Genomic DNA, 21,469 nt, shown 5'->3' on the forward strand with positions numbered 1-21,469 from the left:
GGTGACCCCTGCCGGGCGACCTGCCGTTTAAGATAGGACCATGTCAGAAACCGGCGCAGAACCCTCCGTCTTCAGCCGCATCGTCGCACGGGAAATCCCGGCGACCATCGTCGCCGAGACCGACCGCATCATCGCATTCACGGACATCAACCCGCAGGCCCCCGTGCACATCGTCGTCACGACGAAGACCGAGGCGTATCGCAATGTCGTCGAACTCGCAGCCGGCGATCCCGGCTTGCTTGCCGAGCTCGTCGCGGTGGCCGGACAGGTCGCCACCGACCTCTCCGACGGCCAGTTCCGCCTCGTCTTCAACACCGGCGCCTCCGCCGGCCAGACCGTGTTCCACGTCCACGCCCACGTGCTCGCCCAGAAGCCCGCGACGGACCCGGCGACCGGCTCACTCGGAGAGGGCACACTTGGCTCCGTCTGAGTTCAGAGGCGACGGGCTCCCCGGGTCGGAGCCGTCCGGTGCCGTGCCTCCCGCGTCGACCGTCGACACCCGGATCCTCATCGACGGGGTCGCCATGGTGCGCCTCCTCGGAGCCCAGGACCGGCTGCTCGGAGCGATCGAGAAGGAACACCCCGCGGTCAGCGTGCACGTCCGTGGCAACGAGATGACGCTCTCCGGCGAGCCGACCCAGGTCGCCGCCGCCCGGCGTCTGATCGAAGAACTGCTCGTGATGATCCGCGAGGGCCGCGACCTCGCCCCTGCCGAGGTCGTGTCGAGCGCCCGGATGCTCGGCGAAGACAGCGCCTCGAGCCCCTCCGTCCGTCTCGGGCCGCCGATCCTCACCTCACGGGGCAAGAGCATCCGCGCGAAGACGATCGGCCAGAAGGAATACGTCGACGCCATCGACACCGACACGATCGTGTTCGGGATCGGCCCCGCCGGAACCGGCAAGACCTACCTCGCCATGGCGAAGGCCGTGCAGGCGCTGCAGCGCAAGGAGGTCGGGCGGATCATCCTCACCCGCCCGGCCGTCGAAGCGGGGGAGCGACTCGGCTTCCTGCCCGGCACCCTGACCGACAAGATCGACCCCTATCTCCGCCCGCTCTACGACGCGCTCGGCGAGATGATGGAGCCGGAACTCCTGCCCAAACTGCTCGCGGCAGGCACGATCGAGGTCGCCCCGCTCGCCTACATGCGTGGCCGCACCCTGAACAACTCCTTCGTCGTCCTCGACGAGGCGCAGAACACGACGCCGGAACAGATGAAGATGTTCCTCACCCGGCTCGGCTTCGGGTCGAAGATGGTCGTCACCGGCGACGTCACCCAGATCGACCTGCCGGCCGGAACGAGCGGACTGCGGCTCGTGACCCGGGTGCTCGACGCGGTGGACGACATCCGCTTCGTGCGCCTGACGAGCGCGGATGTCGTGCGCCATTCCCTCGTCGGCAGGATCGTCGACGCCTGGACCGAATACGACGCACTCAGGCAGGCCCAGCGCATCGAAAGCGAACAGGCCCACGAATTCGTCAAACGCGGCCCAGAACGCCCCGGCGGCATCCGCGACCGCTTTCCGAAACGGAGACCCTCATGAGCATTGAAATCAACAACGAATCGAACATCCCGGTCGACGAGGTCGCGCTCCAGCGCCTCGCGGCTTTCGCCCTCGACACCATGCACGTGCACGCGGACGCCGACCTCGCGATCCTCCTCGTCGACGAGGGCGCGATGGAGCAGCTGCACGTGCAGTGGATGGATGAGCCGGGGCCGACGGATGTGCTGAGCTTCCCGATGGACGAACTCCGGCCGGGCACCGAGGACGCCGAAACGCCCGCGGGCCTGCTCGGCGATATCGTGCTCTGCCCGCAGGTCGCCCAGGGTCAGGCGGAGACGGCCGGCCATTCGACGCTCGACGAGCTCCTCCTGCTGACCGCGCACGGAATCCTGCACCTCCTCGGCTTCGACCACGCCGAACCCGAAGAGGAGAAGGAGATGTTCGGCATCCAGCGCGACATCCTGATCGGCTTCGCCATGCAGGAACGCCGCCGAACCAAATGAGCATCGGGTGGTTTCTCCTGGCGGCCATCGTCCTGGTCGCCTTCGGCGGCTTGATGGCCGCCGTCGATTCCGCCGTCCTCGCCCTCTCCCGGGTCGACATCAATGAACTCGCCGAGACCCACCGGGCGAAGCGGTCCCTCCGCGCGATCTCCGCGGACACCGGCGCCCACCTCAATGCGATCAGCTTCATGAGGATCATCGCCGAGACGACCTCTGCGGTGCTTGTGACCCTCGTCTTCGCGACGACGATCGAACAACTCTGGCTCGCCCTCATCCTGTCGGCCGCCCTCATGACGGCAGTCTCCTTCGTCCTGGTCGGTGCGAGCCCGCGCAGCGTCGGGCGGGCGCACCCTGTCGGGTTGCTCACCGGCACGGCGCCGCTCGTGCACTTCCTGCGCGTGCTGCTCGGACCGATCGCGAACGCCCTCGTCGCACTCGGCAACCGGGTCACCCCCGGGCGCACGCGTCTCGCCACCTTCACCTCCGAGGACCAGCTGCTCAGCATGGTCGACGAGGCAACGGAGCTCGACGTGCTCGAAGAGGACGACCGGGAACTCATCCACTCCATCTTCGAGTTCAACGACACCGTCGTGCGCGAGGTCATGATTCCGCGCACGGACATGGTGACGATCGAGGTCGGCGCGTCCCTCGGCGAAGCCATGGGACTGTTCCTGAGCAAGGGCTTCTCCCGGGTGCCTGTCATCGACGGCGAAGTCGACGACGTCACGGGCATTGTCTACCTCCGCGACGTGGCCCGGCTCGTCTACGAGCGACCGCCGAACATCGAGAGCCTCACCGTCGGCGACCTCGCGCGGCCCGCAGTGTTCGTCCCCGAATCGAAGAAGGTCGACGAGCTGCTCCGGCAGATGCAGGCTCGAGTCGAACCACCTTGCCATGGTCGTCGACGAGTATGGTGGCATAGCGGGCCTGGTCACGCTTGAAGACCTGATCGAAGAACTCGTCGGCGACATTTCCGACGAGTACGACCGTGACGTCGTCGAGGTTGAAGACCTCGGCCACGGCCGGTTCCGGGTCAGCGCCCGGCTCCCGGTCGATGAACTCGGCGAACTGTTCGACCTCGAACTCGACGACGACGAGGTCGATTCGGTCGGCGGACTGCTGGCAAAGGCCCTCGGACGACTGCCCGTAGCCGGGTCGGTCGCACGCACGAGCGGGCTGGTCCTCACCGCTGAACGCACGGAGGGCCGCCGCAAACGGATCAGCACAGTGCTGGTCCAACGAGACGAAGCGCTGATCGAGGCGCAGGCCGCATTCCTCGGAGTGACGGACGATGAGGGAGTAAACGGTCATGACCACAGAAAATGATTTCCGGGCGGGATTCGTATCGTTCGTCGGTCGACCCAACGTCGGCAAGTCGACCCTCACCAATGCCCTGGTCGGCGAAAAGGTCGCCATCACCTCCTCCAAGCCGCAGACGACACGGCGGGCCATCCGCGGGATCGTGCACCAGAAGGACGGTCAGCTGATCCTCGTGGACACGCCCGGCATCCACAAGCCGCGGACCCTGCTCGGCGAGCGACTCAACAGCCTCGTCCAGTCCACGCTCGCCGGTGTCGACGTGGTCGGCCTGTGCATCCCCGCCAACGAGCCGATCGGCCCTGGAGACCGGTTCATCAACGAGCAGGCTCGACAACTTCCCGCGGGCCCGCAAGGTCGCGATCGTGACCAAGATCGACCTGTCCTCGAAGACGAGCGTCGCCAACCAGCTGCTCGCGGTGTCCGCGCTCCGGGACTGGGAAGCGATCGTGCCGATCTCGTCGACGAGCCGCATCCAGCTGGACATCCTCGCCGCCGAGCTCCTGCGCCTCCTGCCGCTTTCCGACGCCCCGCTCTACCCGGCGGATGCCGTCACGGACGAAAGCCTCGAATCGCGCATTTCCGAGTACATCCGTGAGGCGGCGCTCGAGGGCGTCACCGACGAACTGCCGCACTCCATCGCCGTGACGATCGACGACATCATCGAACGCGACGATCAGGAACTGGTCGAGGTCTACGCCAACCTGTTCGTCGAGCGGGACAGCCAGAAGGGCATCATCATCGGTAAGTCCGGCAGCCGGCTCAAGGACGTCGGGGTGCGCGCGCGCAAGCAGATCGAACCCCTGGTCGGCAAGCGAGTCTTCCTCTCCTTGCGGGTCAAGGTCGCCAAGGAATGGCAGCGCGACCCGAAGCAGGCTCGGCCGCCTCGGCTTCTGATCGTGCCGCGCCCTGACCCTTTGCTGGGGAAGGGCGTGCCCGCCAGCACCATTCCCTGAAGCCTTCCTCAGAACCCGGCGGTTTGGCGGGCCGGCCCCGCCTCCGAGTGTGAGGGTAGGGAGGGAGGAAACCGAAATGGCTGCATTGCTTGACACCAGCATCGTTGCTGGACCCGTCGTGGTGGTGCTCTACGTCCTCACAGCCCTGGCCATCGTCCTCGTGCTCGCCCGCCGGTACAGCGGGATCGCCTTCTTCCGTGTCGCCGTGAGCCTGTCGGCAGGGGCGCTCCTCGGTTGGGTCCTCGCCTGGCTGACAAGCGATGTCTGGGACCTGTTCGGGGTATCCCTGTCGATGGTGACCCGCGGCTGGGTCGTGGCCGCCTTCGCGGGGATCGGCCTTGCGATCAACACGCTGGCCGGGCGCGGCTGGCGGCGCGGCCTCGCGATCGCCGTGATCCCGCTTTGCCTCCTCTCCGCGGCCGCAGGCGTCAACGCCGACTTCGGTCAGTACACCACGGTGCGGGCGGCGCTCGGCGTTCCGCTGTACGGCGCACTCGACTTCTCCGGGAGCGGCGTAACCGCGAGCAGCGTCGGGCAGACGTCTGGAAGCGTCGGGACCGTTACGATTCCGGCAACCGTGTCCGGCTTCGATGCGCGCCCCGCCATGGTGTACCTGCCCGCCGCCGCCCGTACTGCACATCCGCCCGTGCTCCCGGTCGTCGTGATGCTCTCCGGTCAGCCTGGGACACCGGCCGACGTCTTCACTGCAGGAAAACTCGACACCATCCTCGACACGTACGCCGCCTCCCATTCCGGCGAGACCCCCATCATCGTCGTTCCCGACCAGCTGGGGGCCGCGGACCGCAACCCGATGTGCGTCGACTCAGCACTCGGCAACAGTGCCACCTACCTCACTGTCGACGTGCCGGCCTGGATCCGGTCTACCTTCTCCGTCGCCGTGAGCCCGGCCGGGTGGACCATTGCGGGGTTCTCCCAGGGAGGCACCTGCTCGATCCAGCTCGGTGCCGCGCATCCGGAGCTCTTCAGTACCATTCTCGACATCTCCGGCGAGCTTGCGCCCAGGAACGGGGATGCGGCCCACACGGTCCAGACCGGATTCGCCGGCAATTCCGCCGCGTACGCCGCCGCCGCGCCAGCCGCGGTCCTTGCCGCGCACGCCCCCTATTCGAACCTGCACATCATCTTCGCCGTGGGCGCCGGTGACACGCGGTTCCTGGCCTGGGCCAACACCCTCGACGCGGCGGCGACCGCCGCCGGCGCAGGAACAGACCTGATCGTCTCACCGGGGACCGCACACGACTGGCACACCGTGCAATTCGCCTGGACGACCGCCCTGCCGCTCATCGCTGCCCGGACCGGACTCGCGGTGACGCCGTGAGTACGACGTCGACATCCACAGGAGGCCCGCACAGTCCTGCCGGAACGGCAGAAGCCGGGCGGCTTGCCCGGGCCGGAGCCGGTCTCGTCCTCACCGGCCGAGTCGTCTGGCGGCGGCTCAGGAAGCAGCCGGTGTCCCTCGGCTACGCGGTCATCCTGGTCGCGCTCGCCCTCACGACGGGCATCGTCCAGGGTCCGTCACGGTGGATCCGGCTCTGGTTCGGAACCGGTTACGAATCGGTCATCGACAGCGGGCACTGGTGGTCTCCGATCACGAGCGTGTTCCTCGTGGACAACCTCGCGGAACTCCTGCTCGCGATCCTCGCGACTCTCGTGGTCCTCGGCTATGCCGAGCATCTTCTCGGGAGCGGCCGAACGGTCGTCGCCTTCCTGTCGACGGCGATCCTCGGCACCGGGATCGGTCTCCTGCTTCAGGATGCCGGGGTCGCGACCGGAGAGATGTGGTCGAGGGGGCGTCAGCGAGCTCTGGGCGCTCGACCCGTTCACGCCGATCTTCGGCACGATCATGGCGGCGAGCAGCTTCGCAGGGCCGCTCTGGCGGCGACGCATTCGCGTCTTCACCCTCGTGATCGCCCTCGTGCTCGTGCTCTACTCCGGCCAGCCTTCCGATGTCTACCGCCTCCTCGGGGCCCTCGCGGGGCTGGCGCTCGGGGCCGTCTTCCGGCCCCGCCGGATCGACCTGACCTGGCGCCGCAGTTCGCATCGCGAGACGCGGACACTTCTCGCCTCCGTGCTCGGGATCCTTGCCGTCGGCCCGGTGATCACGATCTTCTCCGGAACCCGGTTCGGCCTGCTCGCACCACTCGGGCTCCTGCTCACCCAGGACGTGCCCTCCGTCACCGATGTCGTGGACCGGTGCCTCCTGGGCGACATCACCCGGCAGTGCGTGCACGAACTGACTCTCGAGCGCGTGGCCGGCGTGGGGCCGGTGCTCGTCTCGTTGCTGCCGCTCCTCACCCTGATCGTCGCCGCCTTCGGTATCGTGCGGGGGAGACGATTCGCGGCCTGGCTCGCGATTGCCGTGAACACCGGCATGGCCGTCCTCGGCGCCTGGTACTACGGCCTCCTGCCCATCTCCGGCCAGCCGTACGTCTGGCACTGGCGGTCCTTCCAGTACTGGGAGGTCGCCGTCGTGCTCGTCGTCTCCGTGCTGGTTCCGCTCGCGACCGCGGTGCTCATCGTGGTGAACCTGCGCCGCTTCCCCGTGCACAGCAGGCCCGGCCGGCTGCGCCGCTTCTTCCTGACGACCGTGGTCTCCTTCTTCGCCCTCGCGGCCGCGTACGTCATCGGCGGGCTGGCCCTCAGCGACCGGTTCACCCCGGCCGTTTCCCTGGTCGACCTCGTCAGCGACGTCCCCGAGCGATTCATCCCTGTCGGATTCCTGCGTCTCGAACGACTCTCGTTCCTGCCGACCGACTGGGCGTCGACCTTGCTCTACCAGTGGGTCGGGCCGGTGTTCTGGACGATCGTCATCATCGGTGCGATCCAGTGCATGCGCAGCACCGTCGCCGGTGGCCTGAGCGACGATGCAGCGCGGCTGCGGGAGATCCTCACCAAGGGAGGCGGCGGGTCCCTCGCATACATGACCACGTGGGAGGGGAACTCGCTCTGGTTCAACGCATCCGGCTCGACCGCCATCGCGTACCGGGTGGAGACCGGCGTCGCGATCACCACGACCGAGCCGGTCGGACCCGTCGAAGACGCCGCGCGTGCGATCGCCGACTTCGCCATCATGTGCGACGACCACGGCTGGGTCCCGGTCTTCTACAGCCTGCACGGCAGCTGGCAGGCGACTTTCGCGCGAATGGGCTGGCAGACCATGGGCATCGGCGAAGAGACGATCCTGAGGCCCAAGACCTGGGACACGACCGGGAAGAAGTGGCAGGACATCCGCTCGTCGATCAACCGGGCGGAACGCGCGGGCGTGCGCGCGGAATGGACCAGCTACCGGGCACTGCCCGTGCTCGAGAGCGTGCAGATCGCCGAGATCTCGGAGCTCTGGGTGCAGGAGAAGGAGCTCCCCGAACTCGGATTCACCCTCGGCGGTCTCGACGAGGCTCCGCGACCCGGCCGTCCGGCTCATGCTGGCGATCGACGAGAGCGATGTCGTGCACGCCGTGACCAGTTGGCTCCCGAGCTATCGGGACGGGCAGGTGATCGGCTGGACGCTCGACTTCATGCGCCGCCGCCCGGAGAGCATGAACGGTGTCATGGAGTTCCTGATCGCGCAGACTGCCCGGCAGATGAGCGAACAGCCCGAGATCGAATTCCTGAGCCTCTCAGCGGCCCCGCTCGCCCAGACCGGTTCTGGTGACGGGGACAAACGGGCGTCAAGCCTGGCCTCCCGGTTCATCGACTTCCTCGGGCGTAGCCTCGAGCCCGTATACGGGTTCCGCTCGCTTCTCGCCTTCAAGCGCAAGTTCCAGCCCGAGTTTCACCCGCTCTTCATGGCATACCCGGACCCGGTCGCTCTCCCCGCGATCGGACTCGCACTCGCCCGGGCATACCTGCCGGCCCTCTCGGTGTGGGAGGCCCTCGCCTTCGCCAGGAGCCTGGCCTGACCTGACCTCAACTGGCCGGGCCTGGCCTGGGCCGACCCTGCCTGACCCGATCAGACCGCTCGCGCGTACATCGCACGGAGGATTTCGGGTGTTCTTCCGGATGAGGTTCGGCCGCCGCCCCTGCCCGACGCGCGGAGAGCCGTACGCTGGGAGGATGACCGAGCCGGGAGTGTCCACGCGCGCGGCGCGGTACCGCTGGATTCGCGACATTCCCCGTCGTTCGCTGGCCCTCGACATCGTCATCGCCGGCCTCTTCTTCCTTCTCCTCCTGCTGGCCGACTCGGGCAGCCCCGCGACCGTCGTCGTCCTGATCACGTTCGCTGCGGCTCTCGCGGTGCGCCGGTTCTCGCCCGCCCTGGCCCTGACCCTCGCGTGGCTGGCCGCGGCCGTGCAGATGCTGGCCGGCGAGCCGGTGCTCGGCGGCGACGTCGCGGTCCTGGCCGTGCTCTACGTCACGGCGGCCTATGCCGGACCCGCCACGCGCAGGGCCGGCCTGATCTCCGTCGGCGTCGGCGCCGTGGTGGCCGGGGTCTACCTCGCGGTCGCGCAGCACGGTCTGGGATACTTCGGCACAGCGCTCGCGCAGGGGACCATCGGCGCCCTGGCCTGGTCGACGGCGATGCTGTCCTTCGTCAGCCTCGCCGTGCTCGGCCTGTCCTGGACCCTGGGCCTGCTGAAGCGCACCCGGCAGACCGCGAGGGAGAGCAGATTCACCCAATACCGTGCCCTCGAAGAGCAGCGGGCGGCAGAGCGGGCCGTGGTCGTTGAGCAGGAGCGCAACCGCATCGCGAGGGACATGCACGATGTCGTCGCGCACTCGCTGGCCGTCGTGATCGCCCAGGCCGACGGAGCGCGCTACGCACGCTTGCGGAACCCCGAGGCCGTCGACGAGGCGCTCACCACGATCTCCACGACCGCGCGCGAGGCCCTCGGAGACGTCCGGATCCTGCTCGCCCGGCTGCGCCAGGATTCGGTCACCGGACCGCAACCCGTGCTCGCCGACCTCGACCGGCTCGTCGAACAGATGCGCGGGACGGGACTCGACATCGACTGGACGACGACCGGCACGCCCGCCGCCCTCGGCTCCGGCGCCCAGGCTCGCGGTCTACCGGATCGTGCAGGAGGCGCTCACGAACGCCCTCCGGCACGGGGACACCGGCCGGACCGTGGCCCTCCGTCTCGACTGGACCCCCGACTGGGTCGCCGTGACGATCGACAATGCCCTGCGGCTTCCGGCGGCGCCGGCCCCGCGCGCGGAGAACGGCCACGGGCTGCCCGGGATGCGGGAGCGGGCGCTCCTCGCCGGCGGTAGTCTGACGGCCGGGCCGATAGGAGGGGTTTTCAGCGTCGCCGCACGTCTGCCGACGGCCACGAAAACGGCCGGCGTGCTCCCCGCACCGGTACCCGAGGTGCGAGCATGAGCGAGGTCGCGGCGGCGGACGCCCCGCGCATCCGTGTCGCCCTGGTCGACGACCAGGCGCTCTTCCGTGCCGGGATCCGGATGCTGGTGTCCTCGCAGGCCGACCTCGAGTTCGTCGGCGAGGCGGGCAGCGGTGCTGCGGGCGTCACCATGGCCGCCGCAGTCAGTCCGGACGTGATCCTGATGGACATCCGGATGCCCGTGATGGACGGCATCGACGCGACCATCGCCATTCTGGCCGCGGCGGAGGCCGCCGGCGTGACGCCGCCGCGCATCGTCGTCCTCACGACCTTCGAACTCGACGAAAGCGCGAGCCGCGCCATCCGGGGCGGGGCGAGCGGCTTCCTGCTCAAGGACGCGGATCCCGAGTTCCTGCTGGCCGCAATCCGCACCGTGCACGCCGGCAACGCCGTCATCGCAGCGTCGGCGACCCGCGAACTCTTCGCTCACTTCGACGCACCGGCCCCCGCGCAGCCGGTGGAACCCGAGGCATTCGGCACGCTGACCAGCCGCGAACGTGACATCTTCGCCCTCGCTGCCTTGGGCCTCAGCAACGCGGAGATCGCGGCGCGGGAATTCCTCAGTGAGGCCACCGTCAAGACGCACATCAGCCGCATCCTCTCGAAGCTCATCCTCCGCGACCGGGTTCAGCTCGTCGTGTATGCCTTCCAGCACGGCCTCACGGAGTAACGAGCGGATGACCCGGTTCGGCCGGGAGTCATCCCCTTGGTGTCCGGGATACCTCTGCTGCCCGATGCGGTGCTGGGGGAGCGATTCCTAACGTTGAAGCATGGAAATCACATCTGCAGAACTCGGCCTCGCGGCCAGAGTCACCAACCTCTGTAAAAACTATGGATCAGCCACCACCTCGGTAGCGGCGCTCGACGACGTGTCCATCGGCATCGGTCGCGGCCAGTTCACGGCGATCATGGGGCCGAGTGGCTCCGGCAAGTCGACCCTGATGCACATCATGGCGGGACTGGACGAGGCAAGCTCCGGTCGGGTTTGGCTGGGTGAAACCGAGATCACCGGCCTGGGCGACTCGGAACTGACGGTCCTGCGCCGCCGCCGGATCGGCTTCATCTTCCAGTCGTTCAACCTCGTCCCGACGCTGGACGTGCGGGGGAACATCACCCTGCCGTTCGCCCTCGACGGGCGGCGGCCGGATGCGGCAGAGAAGGACTGGATCGACCAGCTCACCGACTCCCTCGGCCTCGGCGACCGGCTCATGCACCGCCCGCACGAGCTGTCCGGTGGCCAGCAACAGCGCGTGGCGATCGCGCGGGCCCTGGCCACCAGGCCCGAGCTGGTCTTCGCCGACGAGCCGACCGGAAACCTCGATTCCCGGAGCGGGCGCGAAGTGCTCACCCTTCTTAAGGCGGCGAGCACCGGCTACGGCCAGAGCATCGCCATGGTCACCCACGACCCCATCGCGGCGAGCTTCGCCGACCGCATCCTCTTCCTCGCCGACGGCAGGGTCGTCGAGGACCGGGAACGATCCACCGCGGAAGAGATCTCCGGCATCATGCTCGGCATGGAGCAGCGCGCATGAGCGGCAGCGAAACTGCCCGCGCCACCGGGCACGCCGGCCGTGGGGCCAGCCTGCTCGTGGCGGCGCTCGCATCGGCCTTCGGGGTCGTTCTCCTGGAGACGACGAGCGTGCTCGCCACGGTTGTCAGCGGCAATGATCTGTCCCAGCTGTCCGCGGTTCGTTCCGCCCTATCGATCGTCGCATTCCTGTTCATCACGATTGCGGTGTACGTGAGTGCGATCGTGACCACCAACACGGTGGCCACCGTCATCGCCGGTCGGACCCGCACGATCGCGCTCATGCGCCTGATCGGGTCGAGCGCCGGCGACCAGCGCCGCGCCGTGGCCCTCGACGGGCTGAAGGTGGGGCTCGCGGGAGCCGTTCTGGGCGCCGTCGTCGGCATCCTGCTGAGTTTCGTCGGGGTCCGGATCGCCTTCGGCACCGCGCTGATCCCCGATCTCGGCTACCACCTCCTCGAGCCCCTGCTCGCCCTGCCCGTCGTGATCGTCGTGTTGTCCACCTGGTGCGCTGCGTGGGTCGGGTCTCGCCGGGTGCTCGCCGTCAGCCCGATGCAGGCCGTCGGCGCGGCAGAGGAGCGCTCCCTCGAGGAGTCGACCAGGCGCCCGGTCCGCACCGTGTTCTCGATCGTGCTGATGGCCACGGGCGTGCTGTTCCTCGCAGGGGGAGTCTGGGTCGGGCAGGTCACCGAATACGGCGTCCTGCTCGGACTCGTCGGGGGCTGCTCTCGTTCACCGGCCTTGTGCTGGGGTCGCACCTGGTGATGCCTCCCATGCTGAGCCTGGTCGGTGCGCTCCTGGGCGGCAGCGCACCGGCAAAGCTCGCCGTCGCCAACGCGAGGCAACATCCGGAGCGTTCCGCCCGCACCACCATCGGACTCGTCATCGGGGTGACGCTCATCACCATGTTCGCCGTGGCAGGCTCGACCTTCGAAACGATGATGCAGCCGTTGATGGAAGACGCCGCTGCGCGCGCGGACATCTCGGAGACCCTGTCGACCAGCCTCGCCGTGATCTCGGTGCTCGTCGGCTTCAGCGCGCTGATCGCCGCGATCGGCATGGTCAACAACCTGGCGCTGAGCGTGATGCAGCGTTCCCGCGAGATCGGTCTGCTCCGGGCCCTCGGTTTCACCGGACGGCAGGTGCGCGCGATGATCCTCGCCGAGAGCGTGCAGATGACCGTCGCGGCCGTCGCGCTCGGCCTCGTGCTCGGAGTCGCATACGGCTGGGCTGCAGCGCAATCGCTGTTCGGCTCCGTCACCCATGCGGGCCTGGTGGCGCCGTCGATTCCCTGGGTGCTTGTCGTCCTCTGCGTGGCAGGGACCGCCGTTCTCGCCGTTGGCGCGACGATCCTGCCCACCCGCCGGGCGGTGTCCATACCGCCGGTCGCGGCCCTCGCGGCCGGTTGAGGCTGGCTGCCCCAGGGCGGATGCCGCGCCCACGACGGGTGCGCGGCATCCGTCGTGTGCCGCTTCAGCCGATTTTCAGGATGCCGGCCGCGAATCGGTGTTAGCATTCCTGTGTGTTGTTCGGTCAGGCTCCTCCTTCGCTGCCGCGACGAGTCCTAATCTGAGGCCTCCCTCGTCGCGGCGTTTGTTGTTGGCTATCCCAACCCCAGCGAGGAGATCACGACCATGAGAAACACCCAGTCCGCATCGACGATGCCGATCCACAAGTACCGTCCGTACCACGAGCAGTTCGCGGTCGACCTGCCCGATCGCACCTGGCCCTCGAAGCACATCGAGGTCGCGCCGCGCTGGTGCGCCGTCGACCTGCGCGACGGCAACCAGGCGCTGATCGACCCGATGAGCCCGGAGCGCAAGCGCATCATGTTCGACATGCTCGTGCGCATGGGCTACAAGGAGATCGAGGTCGGCTTCCCGTCGGCCAGCCAAACCGACTTCGACTTCGTGCGCAGCCTCATCGACGAGGACGCCATCCCGGACGACGTCACGATCCAGGTGCTCACCCAGGCCAGGGAACACCTGATCCGGCGCACCTACGAATCGATCGCCGGCGCCAAGCAGGCCATCGTGCACCTCTACAACTCCACGAGCGTTCTGCAGCGCGAGGTCGTCTTCCGCGAGGACAAGCAGGGCATCATCGACATCGCCCTCTTCGGGGCCCGCACCTGCCGCGCCCTCGAAGCGACCGTGCCCGGCACGACGATCTACTACGAGTACTCTCCGGAAAGCTACACCGGCACCGAACTCGAATTCGCGGTCGAGGTCTGCAACCAGGTCATCGCTGTCCTCGAGCCGACCCCGGAGCGGAAGGTCATCATCAACCTGCCCGCGACCGTCGAAATGGCCACCCCGAACGTCTACGCCGACTCGATCGAATGGATGTCGAGGCACCTCGACCAGCGTGAGAACCTCCTGATCTCCCTGCACCCGCACAACGACCGCGGCACCGCGATCGCGGCGGCGGAACTCGGCTACCTCGCCGGCGCGGACCGGATCGAAGGCTGCCTCTTCGGCAACGGCGAACGCACCGGAAACGTCGACCTCGTCGCTCTCGGCATCAACCTGTTCACCCAGGGCATCGACCCGCAGATCGACTTCGGCAACATCGACGAGGTCAAGCGGACCGCCGAATACTGCAACCAGTTGCCCGTTCCCGAACGCAGCCCCTGGGCAGGAGACCTCGTCTTCACCGCCTTCAGCGGCTCGCACCAGGACGCCATCAAGAAGGGCTTCGAGGCCATGGCGGCGGATGCCGCGGCGCAAGGCCGGTCCGTCGACGAACTGCAGTGGGCGGTGCCTTACCTGCCCGTTGACCCGAAGGACCTCGGTCGCAGCTACGAAGCAGTCATCCGGGTCAACTCGCAGTCCGGCAAGGGCGGCGTCGCCTACCTCCTCAAGACCGACCACGCCCTCGACCTGCCCCGCAAGCTCCAGATCGAATTCTCCGGGGTCGTCCAATCCAAGACGGACGCCGAGGGCGGGGAAGTCACGAGCGAACAGATCTGGGACATCTTCAACGACGAGTACCTGCCGAGTTCCAGTGGGCACCCCGATGACAAGTGGGGCCGGTTCGAACTGTTCTCTACCCGGACGTCGAGCGACCTGGGCGGCCGCGTCGACCTCACCGTCGACCTCCGGGATGACGACGGGGTCGAGCGCGTCGAAGGCGCGGGCAACGGTCCGATCGCGGCGTTCCTGGGCATCATGGCGGAGCGCGGCATCGCAATCACCCTCTATGACTACGTCGAACACGCCATGTCCGCCGGCGGAGACGCCCTCGCCGCGTCCTACGTCGAACTCGACGTCAACGGCCGGCGCTACTGGGGCGTCGGCATCGACGCCGACATCTCGACCGCCTCACTGAAGGCCGTCGTCTCCGCGGTCAACCGCGGCATCCGTGCGGCGGCAGGCGACCTCGCCCTGGCAGGCGTCCCGGCCTAGCGCCTCCACGGCCAGCACAGAGGCCCGACAGCACAGAGGTCACGGCAGCACAGAAGTCAAGACGACCCGAAGTCAAGACCACACAGACGTCAAGACCACTCAGACGTCAAGACCACCACGACGTCAAGACCACACAGACGTCAAGACAGACAATCGGGGCGATCCGCCACTTGGCAGATCGCCCCGATTGTCTGGGCCTGGAGATCAGCCTGCGTCAGCCGCGGGCGTGAGCCGGGACCGGCCGGGCTCTGTCGGATCGCCGGTCGACCGGGGGAGCGACCGGGGCGGGCTCGGCTTCAACCGGAGCCAGCACCCGGGTGGCGTCCTCGATCACCCCGGAGAGCAACTCGAAGAGCCGGTCGTCGGGGTTCGGGGTGCACGCTTCTGCAATGCCCTGGACCGATACCCGGATGATCGTCTCCGCCGTGCGATCGGTGAACTTGGTGCGCGACCATGCCCCCATCGAGGAGATGAACTCGCGCGCCCACCGCTCGGTCTCCGGCGCCGCATCAAACGCGGTGCGGATGCGGGCCTCGAGGCCTTCGGGCAATTCGCCGTCGAGCCCCTCCAACTGGCGCTCACAGTTCAGGATCCCGACCGCAAGGGCACGCTGGTGATCCGAGCTGCTCACGGGGAGCGCCGCGGTCGCCGCCCTGACCGCGATCAGTAGCCGCACCCGGGGGTTGTCGCCCTTGAGGCCGATGACGGACGGGATCAGGGGCACCAGGCGGGCACGGGAACTGTCCGACGTGCAGTCATTGACCATGCGGGCGAGGGAAGCTACCAGGGGGTGCGTGCACGCCGGATGGTCACTCCACGCCTCGCCGGCGAGGTAGGACGCGAACTCCATGAAGCAGGCTCCGGAGCGCGGCGTGCGGTGTTTGCCGCGGGACAGGACCGGCATCAGGCTGGGCACCGGCATCGGATCGGGCGAGTTGCCCTTCAGCATATTCATGGATCCTCCAGACATGTGAGTTCTTCTCACTAGTGTCGCCCCGCGGGCCCACAAATGCGAGAGGGAATACCGGCAGATTTCGCCATCCGTCCGACGCCCTGTGGGTGGGGAGGGGAGTCAGTCGTGGGTTCGGCGGCGACGGAGGGTGACCGGGCGGACACGACGACGCCAGCGCGGCCAGCTGCCGATCGCACGCTGTTCCGGCAGGCTCCAGCCGTAGCGGGCCGCGAGGATCCGCATGACCGTGGTCACGATCACGCAGGCGATCGCCGCGATCGTGATGTCCACGTGCAGTTCAAAGAGCACGACGAGAAGGGCGCTGCCGAATCCGGCGGCCATGGCATAGAACGAACCGACATGCATGACGGCGATCGGTACGTTGAGCATCATGTCGCGGAGGGCCGAACCGCCGACGGCCGTGATCACGCCCACGAACAACGACGGAATCTCCGGGAGGCCGTGCGCGAGCGCCTTGCTCGTCCCGAGGGCGGCGAACAGGCCGATCGTCACGGCGTCGAGCGCGATGATGAATGGGCCGAGGCGATTGAAGAGACTCTGCAACAGCATGCCCAGGAGGGCGGATCCGCCCGCGATCGGCAGGTACCAGTTGCTCTGCAGGGCGGCGGGTACCCCGCCGAGCAGGATGTCGCGCAGGAGTCCGCCGCCGAGGCCGACCGTGACGCCGATGATGGCGATGCCGAGCAGGTCGAAGCGGCGATCGGTGAATCGTCCGGCGAACATGGCCCCCTGGATCGCGCCGATCGCGACCGCCGTCAGGTCGATCCAGAGCGGGATCGTGAACAGGATGGGAGGCATTCTCCAATGAAACCACCCGCAGCAGGGTTTCCTGACCGTCGACGGTGCCCGTTCCGGCAGGAACCCGCACGACCGGCGCGCCGGACGGAACCGGACCCGCAACGCCCGCCCAGGTGGGAGAATGGGACGTGCCTGTTTACCGTGATGAAGCCGTCGTGCTGCGCACCCACAAACTGGGTGAGGCCGACCGGATCGTCACCATGCTCACCCGCCAGCACGGCAAGGTCCGTGCCGTCGCCAAGGGCGTCCGCCGCACAGCCTCCAAATTCGGCGCCCGGCTCGAACCGTTCATGGTCGCGGACGTGCAGGCTCTACGAGGGCCGCAGCCTCGACATCGTCACCCAGGCCGAGTCGATCGGCTCGTATGGCGCCCTGATCTCCGGGGACTATGCGAGTTACACCGCGGCGAGCGCGATGGTCGAGACGGCGGACAAGCTCACCGAAGCGGAAGGTTCCCTGCAGCAGTACCTGCTTCTGGTCGGGGCGCTGCGCTCGCTCTCCCGGATGGAACACGGCGCGAGCCTGACCCTCGACTCTTACCTCCTGCGCGCCCTGTCGATGGCCGGTTGGGCACCGAGCTTCCAGGGCTGCGCACGCTGCGGCGCACTCGGCGACCACTCCGCGCTCGTCGTGCAGGTCGGCGGAATCGTCTGCGACGACTGCGCGGCCCCCGGGTCGCCCCGGCTCGACAAGGCGACCATCCTTCTCCTCGGCTCCCTGCTCGCCGGAGACTGGGAACAGGCCGAATCCATGCCAGAGCAGACCAGGAACCAGGCCAACGGAGTCGTCGCCGCATACACGCAGTGGCACCTCGGCCGGGGCCTCCGATCCCTGGAGCACGTCAGTCGATGACCCCGAAGCCCTCCCTGAACCCGTTCGCGCCGAAGCCGTTCACGCACAAGGACGCGGTCGCTTTCCGCCCGCTCGACTGGACCGGCCAGTACCCGCCGGCGCTGCCCGCCAAGGTCGTTCCGGAGCACGTAGCGATTGTGATGGACGGCAATGGCCGCTGGGCGAACGCCCGCGGGCTCCCGCGGGTCGAAGGCCATAAGGCGGGCGAGGCCGCGCTCCTCGACGTCGTCGCCGGGGCCATCCAGATCGGTGTCAAGCACCTCAGCGTCTATGCGTTCTCGACCGAGAACTGGAAGCGTTCGCCCGACGAGGTCCGCTTCCTGATGGGCTTCAACCGCGACGTCCTGCACCGGCGCCGCGACCAGCTCAACGACTGGGGAGTGCGGGTTCGCTGGGCGGGCCGTAAGCCGCGACTGTGGGCATCCGTCATCAACGAATTGCAGTACGCCGAGCGCCTCACCGCGGGCAACACCGGCCTCACCCTGACGATGTGCGTCAACTATGGTGGGCGCACCGAAATCACGGATGCCGTCCGAGCGCTGGCCGAGGAGGTCGCCGCCGGCCGGTTGAAGCCCTCCGGCATCACCGAGAAGGCGATCCAGCGCCAGCTCTACACGGCAGACCTCCCGGACGTCGACCTCTTCGTGCGCAGGCTCGGGGGAGCAGCGCACGAGCAACTTCCTGCTCTGGCAGAGTGCTTACGCCGAGATGGTCTTCCTGGACACCCTGTGGCCGGACTTCGGCCGTGCGGAGCCTGTGGCACGCGATCGAGCTCTACGCCGCGCGCAACCGCCGCTACGGCGGGGCCGTCGACGCACCGACCGCCTGATCCCCTCCCTGAGGTGTCGCGAATCGACGTTCGTGGGCGCGTTTAACGTCGATATGCGACACCTCGCGCGGCACGGGGAATAGATCGGGGGACCGGCGGCTTGGGTCGGGTGTGAGCGAAACTATCAAGGTCGACATCTGGTCCGACGTGCAGTGCCCCTGGTGCTACATCGGCAAGCGCAAGTTCGAGGCAGGGGCCGCCCTCTTCGACGGGGACGTGGAGGTCGAGTACCACAGCTTCGAGCTGGCCCCCGATACCCCGGTCGACTTCGCCGGCAGTCCCATCGACTACCTGAGCGAGCGCAAGGGCATCCCCGTTGCCCAGGTCACCGAGATGCTCGCCCGGGTCACCGGCATCGCCGAGAGCGTCGGCCTGCACTACGACTACGACTCGGTGCACCAGACCAACACCGTCATCTCCCACGAGCTCCTGCACTACGCCAAGGCGCACGGACGCCAGCTCGACATGAAGGAACGCCTGCTCAAGGCCTACTTCGTCGACGGAAGGCACGTCGGCCGCATCGAAGACCTCGCCGACCTCGCCGCGGAGATCGGACTCGATCGCGCCGACGTCGTGCGGGCCCTCACCGCACACGAGTACCTCGCCGACGTCAAGGCGGATGTCGCACAGGCGAACGCCTATGGCATTCAGGGCGTCCCCTTCTTCGTGATCGACGGAAAGTACGGCATCTCCGGCGCCCAGGACCCCGAGGCCTTCGCCGGCGCCCTCCGCCAGGCCCAGGCCGACCAGAACGAGACCGCAGCAGCAGGGGAAAACCGTTGATGACCGATGTCACCGCTGTCCCAGTCGCCGCGGTCTCAGTCGCCGCGGTCCCGGCGCCGCGCGTCGCCCCGTTCATCCAGCTCCTCGGCCAATCCGGCGCCGGGAGCTGCGAGGGCGATTCCTGCGGAATCTAGGCCTCGATCGGTGCGGGTTGGTCGCACGGGTCAGCACGGGCGCCCGCATCTGGGAGAATTGATCCAATGACTCCTGCACTCACGGCTTCGCGCACGGACCCGACGCCGGTCCCCGCGCTGCGGATCGGCCCGCTCACGCTCGACGTGCCCGTCGTCCTCGCACCGATGGCCGGCATCACCAACACCGCATTCCGCCGCCTCTGCCGGGAATTCGGCGCCGGCCTCTACGTCAGCGAGATGATCACCTCGCGCGCCCTCGTCGAGCGCACCCCGGGCTCGATGCGCCTCATCGACCACCACGAGAGCGAGACCACCCGCTCCATCCAGCTCTACGGGGTCGACCCGAAGACCATCGGCGAGGCCGTCACGATGCTCGTCTCCGAGGACCGCGCGGATCACATCGACCTCAACTTCGGCTGCCCGGTTCCCAAGGTGACCCGCAAGGGCGGCGGGGCCGCCCTGCCTTGGAAACTCGGACTCTTCCGGAGCATCGTCGAAGCCGCGGTGAACGCGGCAGGGGCCGTTCCGGTCACGATCAAGATGCGCAAGGGAATCGATTCCGACCACCTCACGTACCTCGAGGCCGCGAGGGCCGCTGAGGGCGCCGGCGTCTCCGCCATCGCGCTGCACGCCCGTACGGCGTCTGACTACTATTCCGGCCAGGCCGACTGGTCGGCGATCACGACCCTCAAGCAGGCCATCACGAGCATCCCCGTTCTCGGAAACGGCGACATCTGGTCCGCGCAGGACGCGGTTCGTATGGTCGCGGAAACCGGGTGCGACGGCGTCGTCGTCGGCCGTGGCTGCCTCGGCCGCCCGTGGCTGTTCGGCGACCTCGCCGCGGCGTTCGGGCCGGCGGAGGGTGCGGGAGCCGCGCTCATCCAGCCGAACCTCGGCGTTGTGGCCGATACCTTCCGTCGGCACGCCGGAGCTCCTCACCGAATTCTTCGACAGCGAGGAACGCGCCTGCCGCGACGTGCGCAAGCACGTCGCCTGGTACTTCAAGGGGTACTCCGTTGGCGGCGAACTGCGCGCGAGCCTCGCCTCCGTCGTCTCCCTCGCCCAGGCTCGACGACCTGCTCGGCACCCTCGACCCGACCCAGGAATACCCGGGCATCGGCGCCGAGGGTCCCCGCGGCCGGGCGGGCAGTCCCAAGCGAACCAGCCTGCCCGAGCACTGGCTCGACTCGCAGGAACTCGTCGGATCCGAACGCGCCCGGCTCACCGAGGGCGAAGGAGACACCAGCGGTGGCTAACCGATCGGGGTACACGAGCTTCGACGAGGAACGATACTTCCCGGAGGAACACAGGCTCCCGGCGCAGCGATTTCGCGCGCGACCGCGCCAGGCTGCTGCACTCGAGCGCCCTCCGCCGCCTCGCCGCCAAGACCCAGGTACTCAGCCCCACCGCGGGCCTCGACTTCGCCAGGAACAGGCTCACCCATTCCCTCGAGGTCGCCCAGATCGGCCGGGAGCTCGCGCAGCGCCTCGGACTGGACCCCGACGTGGTCGACACGGCCTGCCTCGCTCACGACCTCGGACATCCGCCGTTCGGCCACAACGGCGAGAAGGCGCTCAACGCCTGGTCCCTCGACATCGGCGGCTTCGAGGGCAACGCCCAGACACTGCGCCTGCTCACCCGCCTCGAGCCGAAGGTCTTCGGCCCCGACGGCCACAGCTACGGACTCAACCTCACCCGTGCGAGCCTCGACGCGAGCTGCAAGTATCCGTGGCCCGCCGGCGAATCCGTGTCAGACCCCAGCGGCCGCGCCAAGTTCGGGTACTACCCCGACGACTTCCCGGCCTTCGAGTGGATGCGTGCCGACGCCCCCGACCGGATGCTGTGCATCGAAGCCGAGGTGATGGACCTCTCCGACGACATCGCATACTCTGTGCACGACTTCGAGGATGCCGTCGTCAACGGCTACCTCGACCTCGCAGCCCTGAACGGCCGTGCGAGCACCGAACTCGTCTCGTCGATGCACGCCTGGATCGGCGGCGCCGTCTCCCATGCCGACCTCGCTGCGGCATACGACCGCCTCGGCGCGCTCGACTCGTGGCTGCGCGGCTGGACGGCAGGCCGCCGCGACCAGGGTCGCCTCAAAAACCTGACGAGCCAGTTGATCGGCCGGTTCTCCGGAGCGGCCGTGTACGCCACCCGACAGGCCTATCCGGCAGAGCGCATCGCGCGCTTCGGCGCCCACGTCGTGGTGCCGCCCAACGTCGCAGCGGAGATCGCCGTGCTCAAGGGCGTCGTCGCGGCCTTCGTGATGTCGAAGAACACCCGGCAGCCGATCTACCAGCAGCAGCGTCAGGTGCTGACCCTGCTCGCCGACCGGCTTCTCGCCACCGGCGACGAATACCTCGACGCCGGCTCGAAGGAAGACTTCCACGCGGCCGCGGACGACGCCGCCCGCAAGCGTGTCGTCGTCGACCAGGTCGCGAGCCTCACCGACCAGTCAGCTCTCGCCTGGTACGAGCGCCTGATCCAGAACTGAGCCTGTGCAGAACCCGGCCCGTGCCGAAGT

15 protein-coding genes and 8 pseudogenes are annotated in these 21,469 nt (G+C 68.2%); 20 read left to right on the forward strand and 3 right to left on the reverse strand.

What is annotated here, in order from left to right; all coding sequences use genetic code 11:
- Positions 1-40: 40 nt before the first annotated feature.
- From KIV56_RS01095 to KIV56_RS01120, 6 genes and pseudogenes are all read left to right on the forward strand, one after another.
- Positions 41-430 carry an HIT domain-containing protein gene (locus tag KIV56_RS01095; protein WP_281534834.1) on the forward strand — a complete coding sequence of 130 codons (390 nt, stop codon included), beginning with the start codon at positions 41-43 and terminating at the stop codon, positions 428-430.
- Between the two features lie 94 nt (positions 431-524).
- On the forward strand, positions 525-1,541 hold the full coding sequence (locus tag KIV56_RS01100) for a PhoH family protein (protein ID WP_281536246.1): 1,017 nt from the start codon (positions 525-527) through the stop codon (positions 1,539-1,541).
- Entirely contained in the window at positions 1,538-2,005 is a 468-nt protein-coding gene (ybeY, locus tag KIV56_RS01105) for an rRNA maturation RNase YbeY (protein ID WP_281534835.1), read from the forward strand. Before KIV56_RS01100 ends, ybeY begins: the two co-directional genes overlap by 4 nt.
- Positions 2,002-3,331 (forward strand): annotated as a pseudogene (locus KIV56_RS01110) (hemolysin family protein). Before ybeY ends, KIV56_RS01110 begins: the two are co-directional and overlap by 4 nt.
- Positions 3,315-4,219: pseudogene (gene era / locus KIV56_RS01115) on the forward strand (GTPase Era). Before KIV56_RS01110 ends, era begins: the two co-directional pseudogenes overlap by 17 nt.
- Before the next feature lie 135 nt (positions 4,220-4,354).
- Positions 4,355-5,617 carry an alpha/beta hydrolase gene (locus tag KIV56_RS01120; protein WP_281534836.1) on the forward strand — a complete coding sequence of 421 codons (1,263 nt, stop codon included), beginning with the start codon at positions 4,355-4,357 and terminating at the stop codon, positions 5,615-5,617.
- Between the two features lie 197 nt (positions 5,618-5,814).
- Here the strand turns inward: KIV56_RS01120 and KIV56_RS01125 are convergent, their stop codons facing one another.
- Positions 5,815-6,144 carry a hypothetical protein gene (locus tag KIV56_RS01125; RefSeq protein WP_281534837.1) on the reverse strand — a complete coding sequence of 110 codons (330 nt, stop codon included), beginning with the start codon at positions 6,142-6,144 and terminating at the stop codon, positions 5,815-5,817.
- A gap of 1,075 nt (positions 6,145-7,219) precedes the next feature.
- Between KIV56_RS01125 and KIV56_RS01130 the strand changes: the two are divergent.
- The 9 genes and pseudogenes from KIV56_RS01130 to leuA form a co-directional block, all read left to right on the forward strand.
- Positions 7,220-7,636: pseudogene (locus KIV56_RS01130) on the forward strand (phosphatidylglycerol lysyltransferase domain-containing protein); the annotation flags it as partial.
- A gap of 82 nt (positions 7,637-7,718) precedes the next feature.
- Entirely contained in the window at positions 7,719-8,198 is a 480-nt protein-coding gene (locus tag KIV56_RS01135) for a DUF2156 domain-containing protein (RefSeq protein WP_281534838.1), read from the forward strand.
- Between the two features lie 154 nt (positions 8,199-8,352).
- Positions 8,353-9,108: pseudogene (locus tag KIV56_RS20105) on the forward strand (DUF7134 domain-containing protein); the annotation flags it as partial.
- A 205-nt stretch (positions 9,109-9,313) separates the two neighbouring features.
- Complete coding sequence (locus KIV56_RS19365; RefSeq protein WP_348648448.1) at positions 9,314-9,619, forward strand: ATP-binding protein; 306 nt, start codon at positions 9,314-9,316, stop codon at positions 9,617-9,619.
- A complete protein-coding gene (locus KIV56_RS01145) occupies positions 9,616-10,308 on the forward strand; it encodes a response regulator (protein WP_281534840.1) in 693 nt (230 codons plus the stop codon). The genes KIV56_RS19365 and KIV56_RS01145 overlap by 4 nt, the downstream gene beginning before the upstream one ends.
- 100 nt (positions 10,309-10,408) lie before the next feature.
- Entirely contained in the window at positions 10,409-11,170 is a 762-nt protein-coding gene (locus KIV56_RS01150; RefSeq protein WP_281534841.1) for an ABC transporter ATP-binding protein, read from the forward strand.
- Positions 11,167-11,931, forward strand: a complete 765-nt coding sequence (locus KIV56_RS01155) for an FtsX-like permease family protein (protein WP_281534842.1) — start codon at positions 11,167-11,169, stop codon at positions 11,929-11,931. Before KIV56_RS01150 ends, KIV56_RS01155 begins: the two co-directional genes overlap by 4 nt.
- Positions 11,931-12,575, forward strand: coding sequence for an ABC transporter permease (locus KIV56_RS01160; protein WP_281534843.1), 645 nt, complete (start codon positions 11,931-11,933; stop codon positions 12,573-12,575). The genes KIV56_RS01155 and KIV56_RS01160 overlap by 1 nt, the downstream gene beginning before the upstream one ends.
- Positions 12,576-12,800: 225 nt before the next feature.
- The gene (gene leuA / locus KIV56_RS01165; protein ID WP_281534844.1) at positions 12,801-14,573 is read left to right on the forward strand and encodes a 2-isopropylmalate synthase; all 1,773 of its coding nucleotides are present in this window, start codon (positions 12,801-12,803) and stop codon (positions 14,571-14,573) included.
- Between the two features lie 214 nt (positions 14,574-14,787).
- Here leuA and KIV56_RS01170 read toward each other — a convergent pair whose 3' ends face one another.
- Together KIV56_RS01170 and KIV56_RS01175 are read right to left on the reverse strand one after the other, a co-directional pair.
- Positions 14,788-15,528, reverse strand: a complete 741-nt coding sequence (locus KIV56_RS01170; protein ID WP_281534845.1) for a hypothetical protein — start codon at positions 15,526-15,528, stop codon at positions 14,788-14,790.
- A gap of 117 nt (positions 15,529-15,645) precedes the next feature.
- A complete protein-coding gene (locus KIV56_RS01175) occupies positions 15,646-16,344 on the reverse strand; it encodes a trimeric intracellular cation channel family protein (RefSeq protein ID WP_281534846.1) in 699 nt (232 codons plus the stop codon).
- Between the two features lie 128 nt (positions 16,345-16,472).
- Here KIV56_RS01175 and recO point away from each other — a divergent pair.
- The 5 genes and pseudogenes from recO (at position 16,473) to KIV56_RS01200 (ending at position 21,439) form a co-directional block, all read left to right on the forward strand.
- Positions 16,473-17,196, forward strand: a pseudogene (gene recO, locus KIV56_RS01180) (DNA repair protein RecO).
- Positions 17,193-18,025, forward strand: a pseudogene (locus tag KIV56_RS01185) (isoprenyl transferase). Before recO ends, KIV56_RS01185 begins: the two co-directional pseudogenes overlap by 4 nt.
- A 111-nt stretch (positions 18,026-18,136) precedes the next feature.
- Positions 18,137-18,808, forward strand: coding sequence for a DsbA family oxidoreductase (locus KIV56_RS01190; protein ID WP_281534847.1), 672 nt, complete (start codon positions 18,137-18,139; stop codon positions 18,806-18,808).
- Positions 18,809-19,008: 200 nt separating this feature from the next.
- Positions 19,009-20,198, forward strand: a pseudogene (gene dusB, locus KIV56_RS01195) (tRNA dihydrouridine synthase DusB).
- Positions 20,191-21,439 (forward strand): annotated as a pseudogene (locus KIV56_RS01200) (deoxyguanosinetriphosphate triphosphohydrolase). The pseudogenes dusB and KIV56_RS01200 overlap by 8 nt, the downstream one beginning before the upstream one ends.
- The last annotated feature ends 30 nt before the right edge of the window (positions 21,440-21,469 follow it).

Origin of the sequence: Cryobacterium breve (genome assembly GCF_027594785.1) — a bacterium.
GTDB classification, from domain to species: domain Bacteria; phylum Actinomycetota; class Actinomycetes; order Actinomycetales; family Microbacteriaceae; genus Cryobacterium; species Cryobacterium breve_A.

Bases quoted from the DNA above. Each gene is read 5' to 3' on its own strand.
- KIV56_RS01095 (WP_281534834.1), top strand. From the start codon at position 41: ATGTCAGAAACCGGCGCAGAACCCTCCGTCTTCAGCCGCATCGTCGCA.
- KIV56_RS01100 (WP_281536246.1), top strand. From the start codon at position 525: ATGGTGCGCCTCCTCGGAGCCCAGGACCGGCTGCTCGGAGCGATCGAG.
- ybeY (WP_281534835.1), top strand. From the start codon at position 1,538: ATGAGCATTGAAATCAACAACGAATCGAACATCCCGGTCGACGAGGTC.
- KIV56_RS01120 (WP_281534836.1), top strand. From the start codon at position 4,355: ATGGCTGCATTGCTTGACACCAGCATCGTTGCTGGACCCGTCGTGGTG.
- KIV56_RS01125 (WP_281534837.1), bottom strand. From the start codon at position 6,144: ATGATCGTGCCGAAGATCGGCGTGAACGGGTCGAGCGCCCAGAGCTCG.
- KIV56_RS01135 (WP_281534838.1), top strand. From the start codon at position 7,719: ATGCTGGCGATCGACGAGAGCGATGTCGTGCACGCCGTGACCAGTTGG.
- KIV56_RS01145 (WP_281534840.1), top strand. From the start codon at position 9,616: ATGAGCGAGGTCGCGGCGGCGGACGCCCCGCGCATCCGTGTCGCCCTG.
- KIV56_RS01150 (WP_281534841.1), top strand. From the start codon at position 10,409: ATGGAAATCACATCTGCAGAACTCGGCCTCGCGGCCAGAGTCACCAAC.
- KIV56_RS01155 (WP_281534842.1), top strand. From the start codon at position 11,167: ATGAGCGGCAGCGAAACTGCCCGCGCCACCGGGCACGCCGGCCGTGGG.
- KIV56_RS01160 (WP_281534843.1), top strand. From the start codon at position 11,931: ATGCCTCCCATGCTGAGCCTGGTCGGTGCGCTCCTGGGCGGCAGCGCA.
- leuA (WP_281534844.1), top strand. From the start codon at position 12,801: ATGAGAAACACCCAGTCCGCATCGACGATGCCGATCCACAAGTACCGT.
- KIV56_RS01170 (WP_281534845.1), bottom strand. From the start codon at position 15,528: ATGAATATGCTGAAGGGCAACTCGCCCGATCCGATGCCGGTGCCCAGC.
- KIV56_RS01175 (WP_281534846.1), bottom strand. From the start codon at position 16,344: ATGCCTCCCATCCTGTTCACGATCCCGCTCTGGATCGACCTGACGGCG.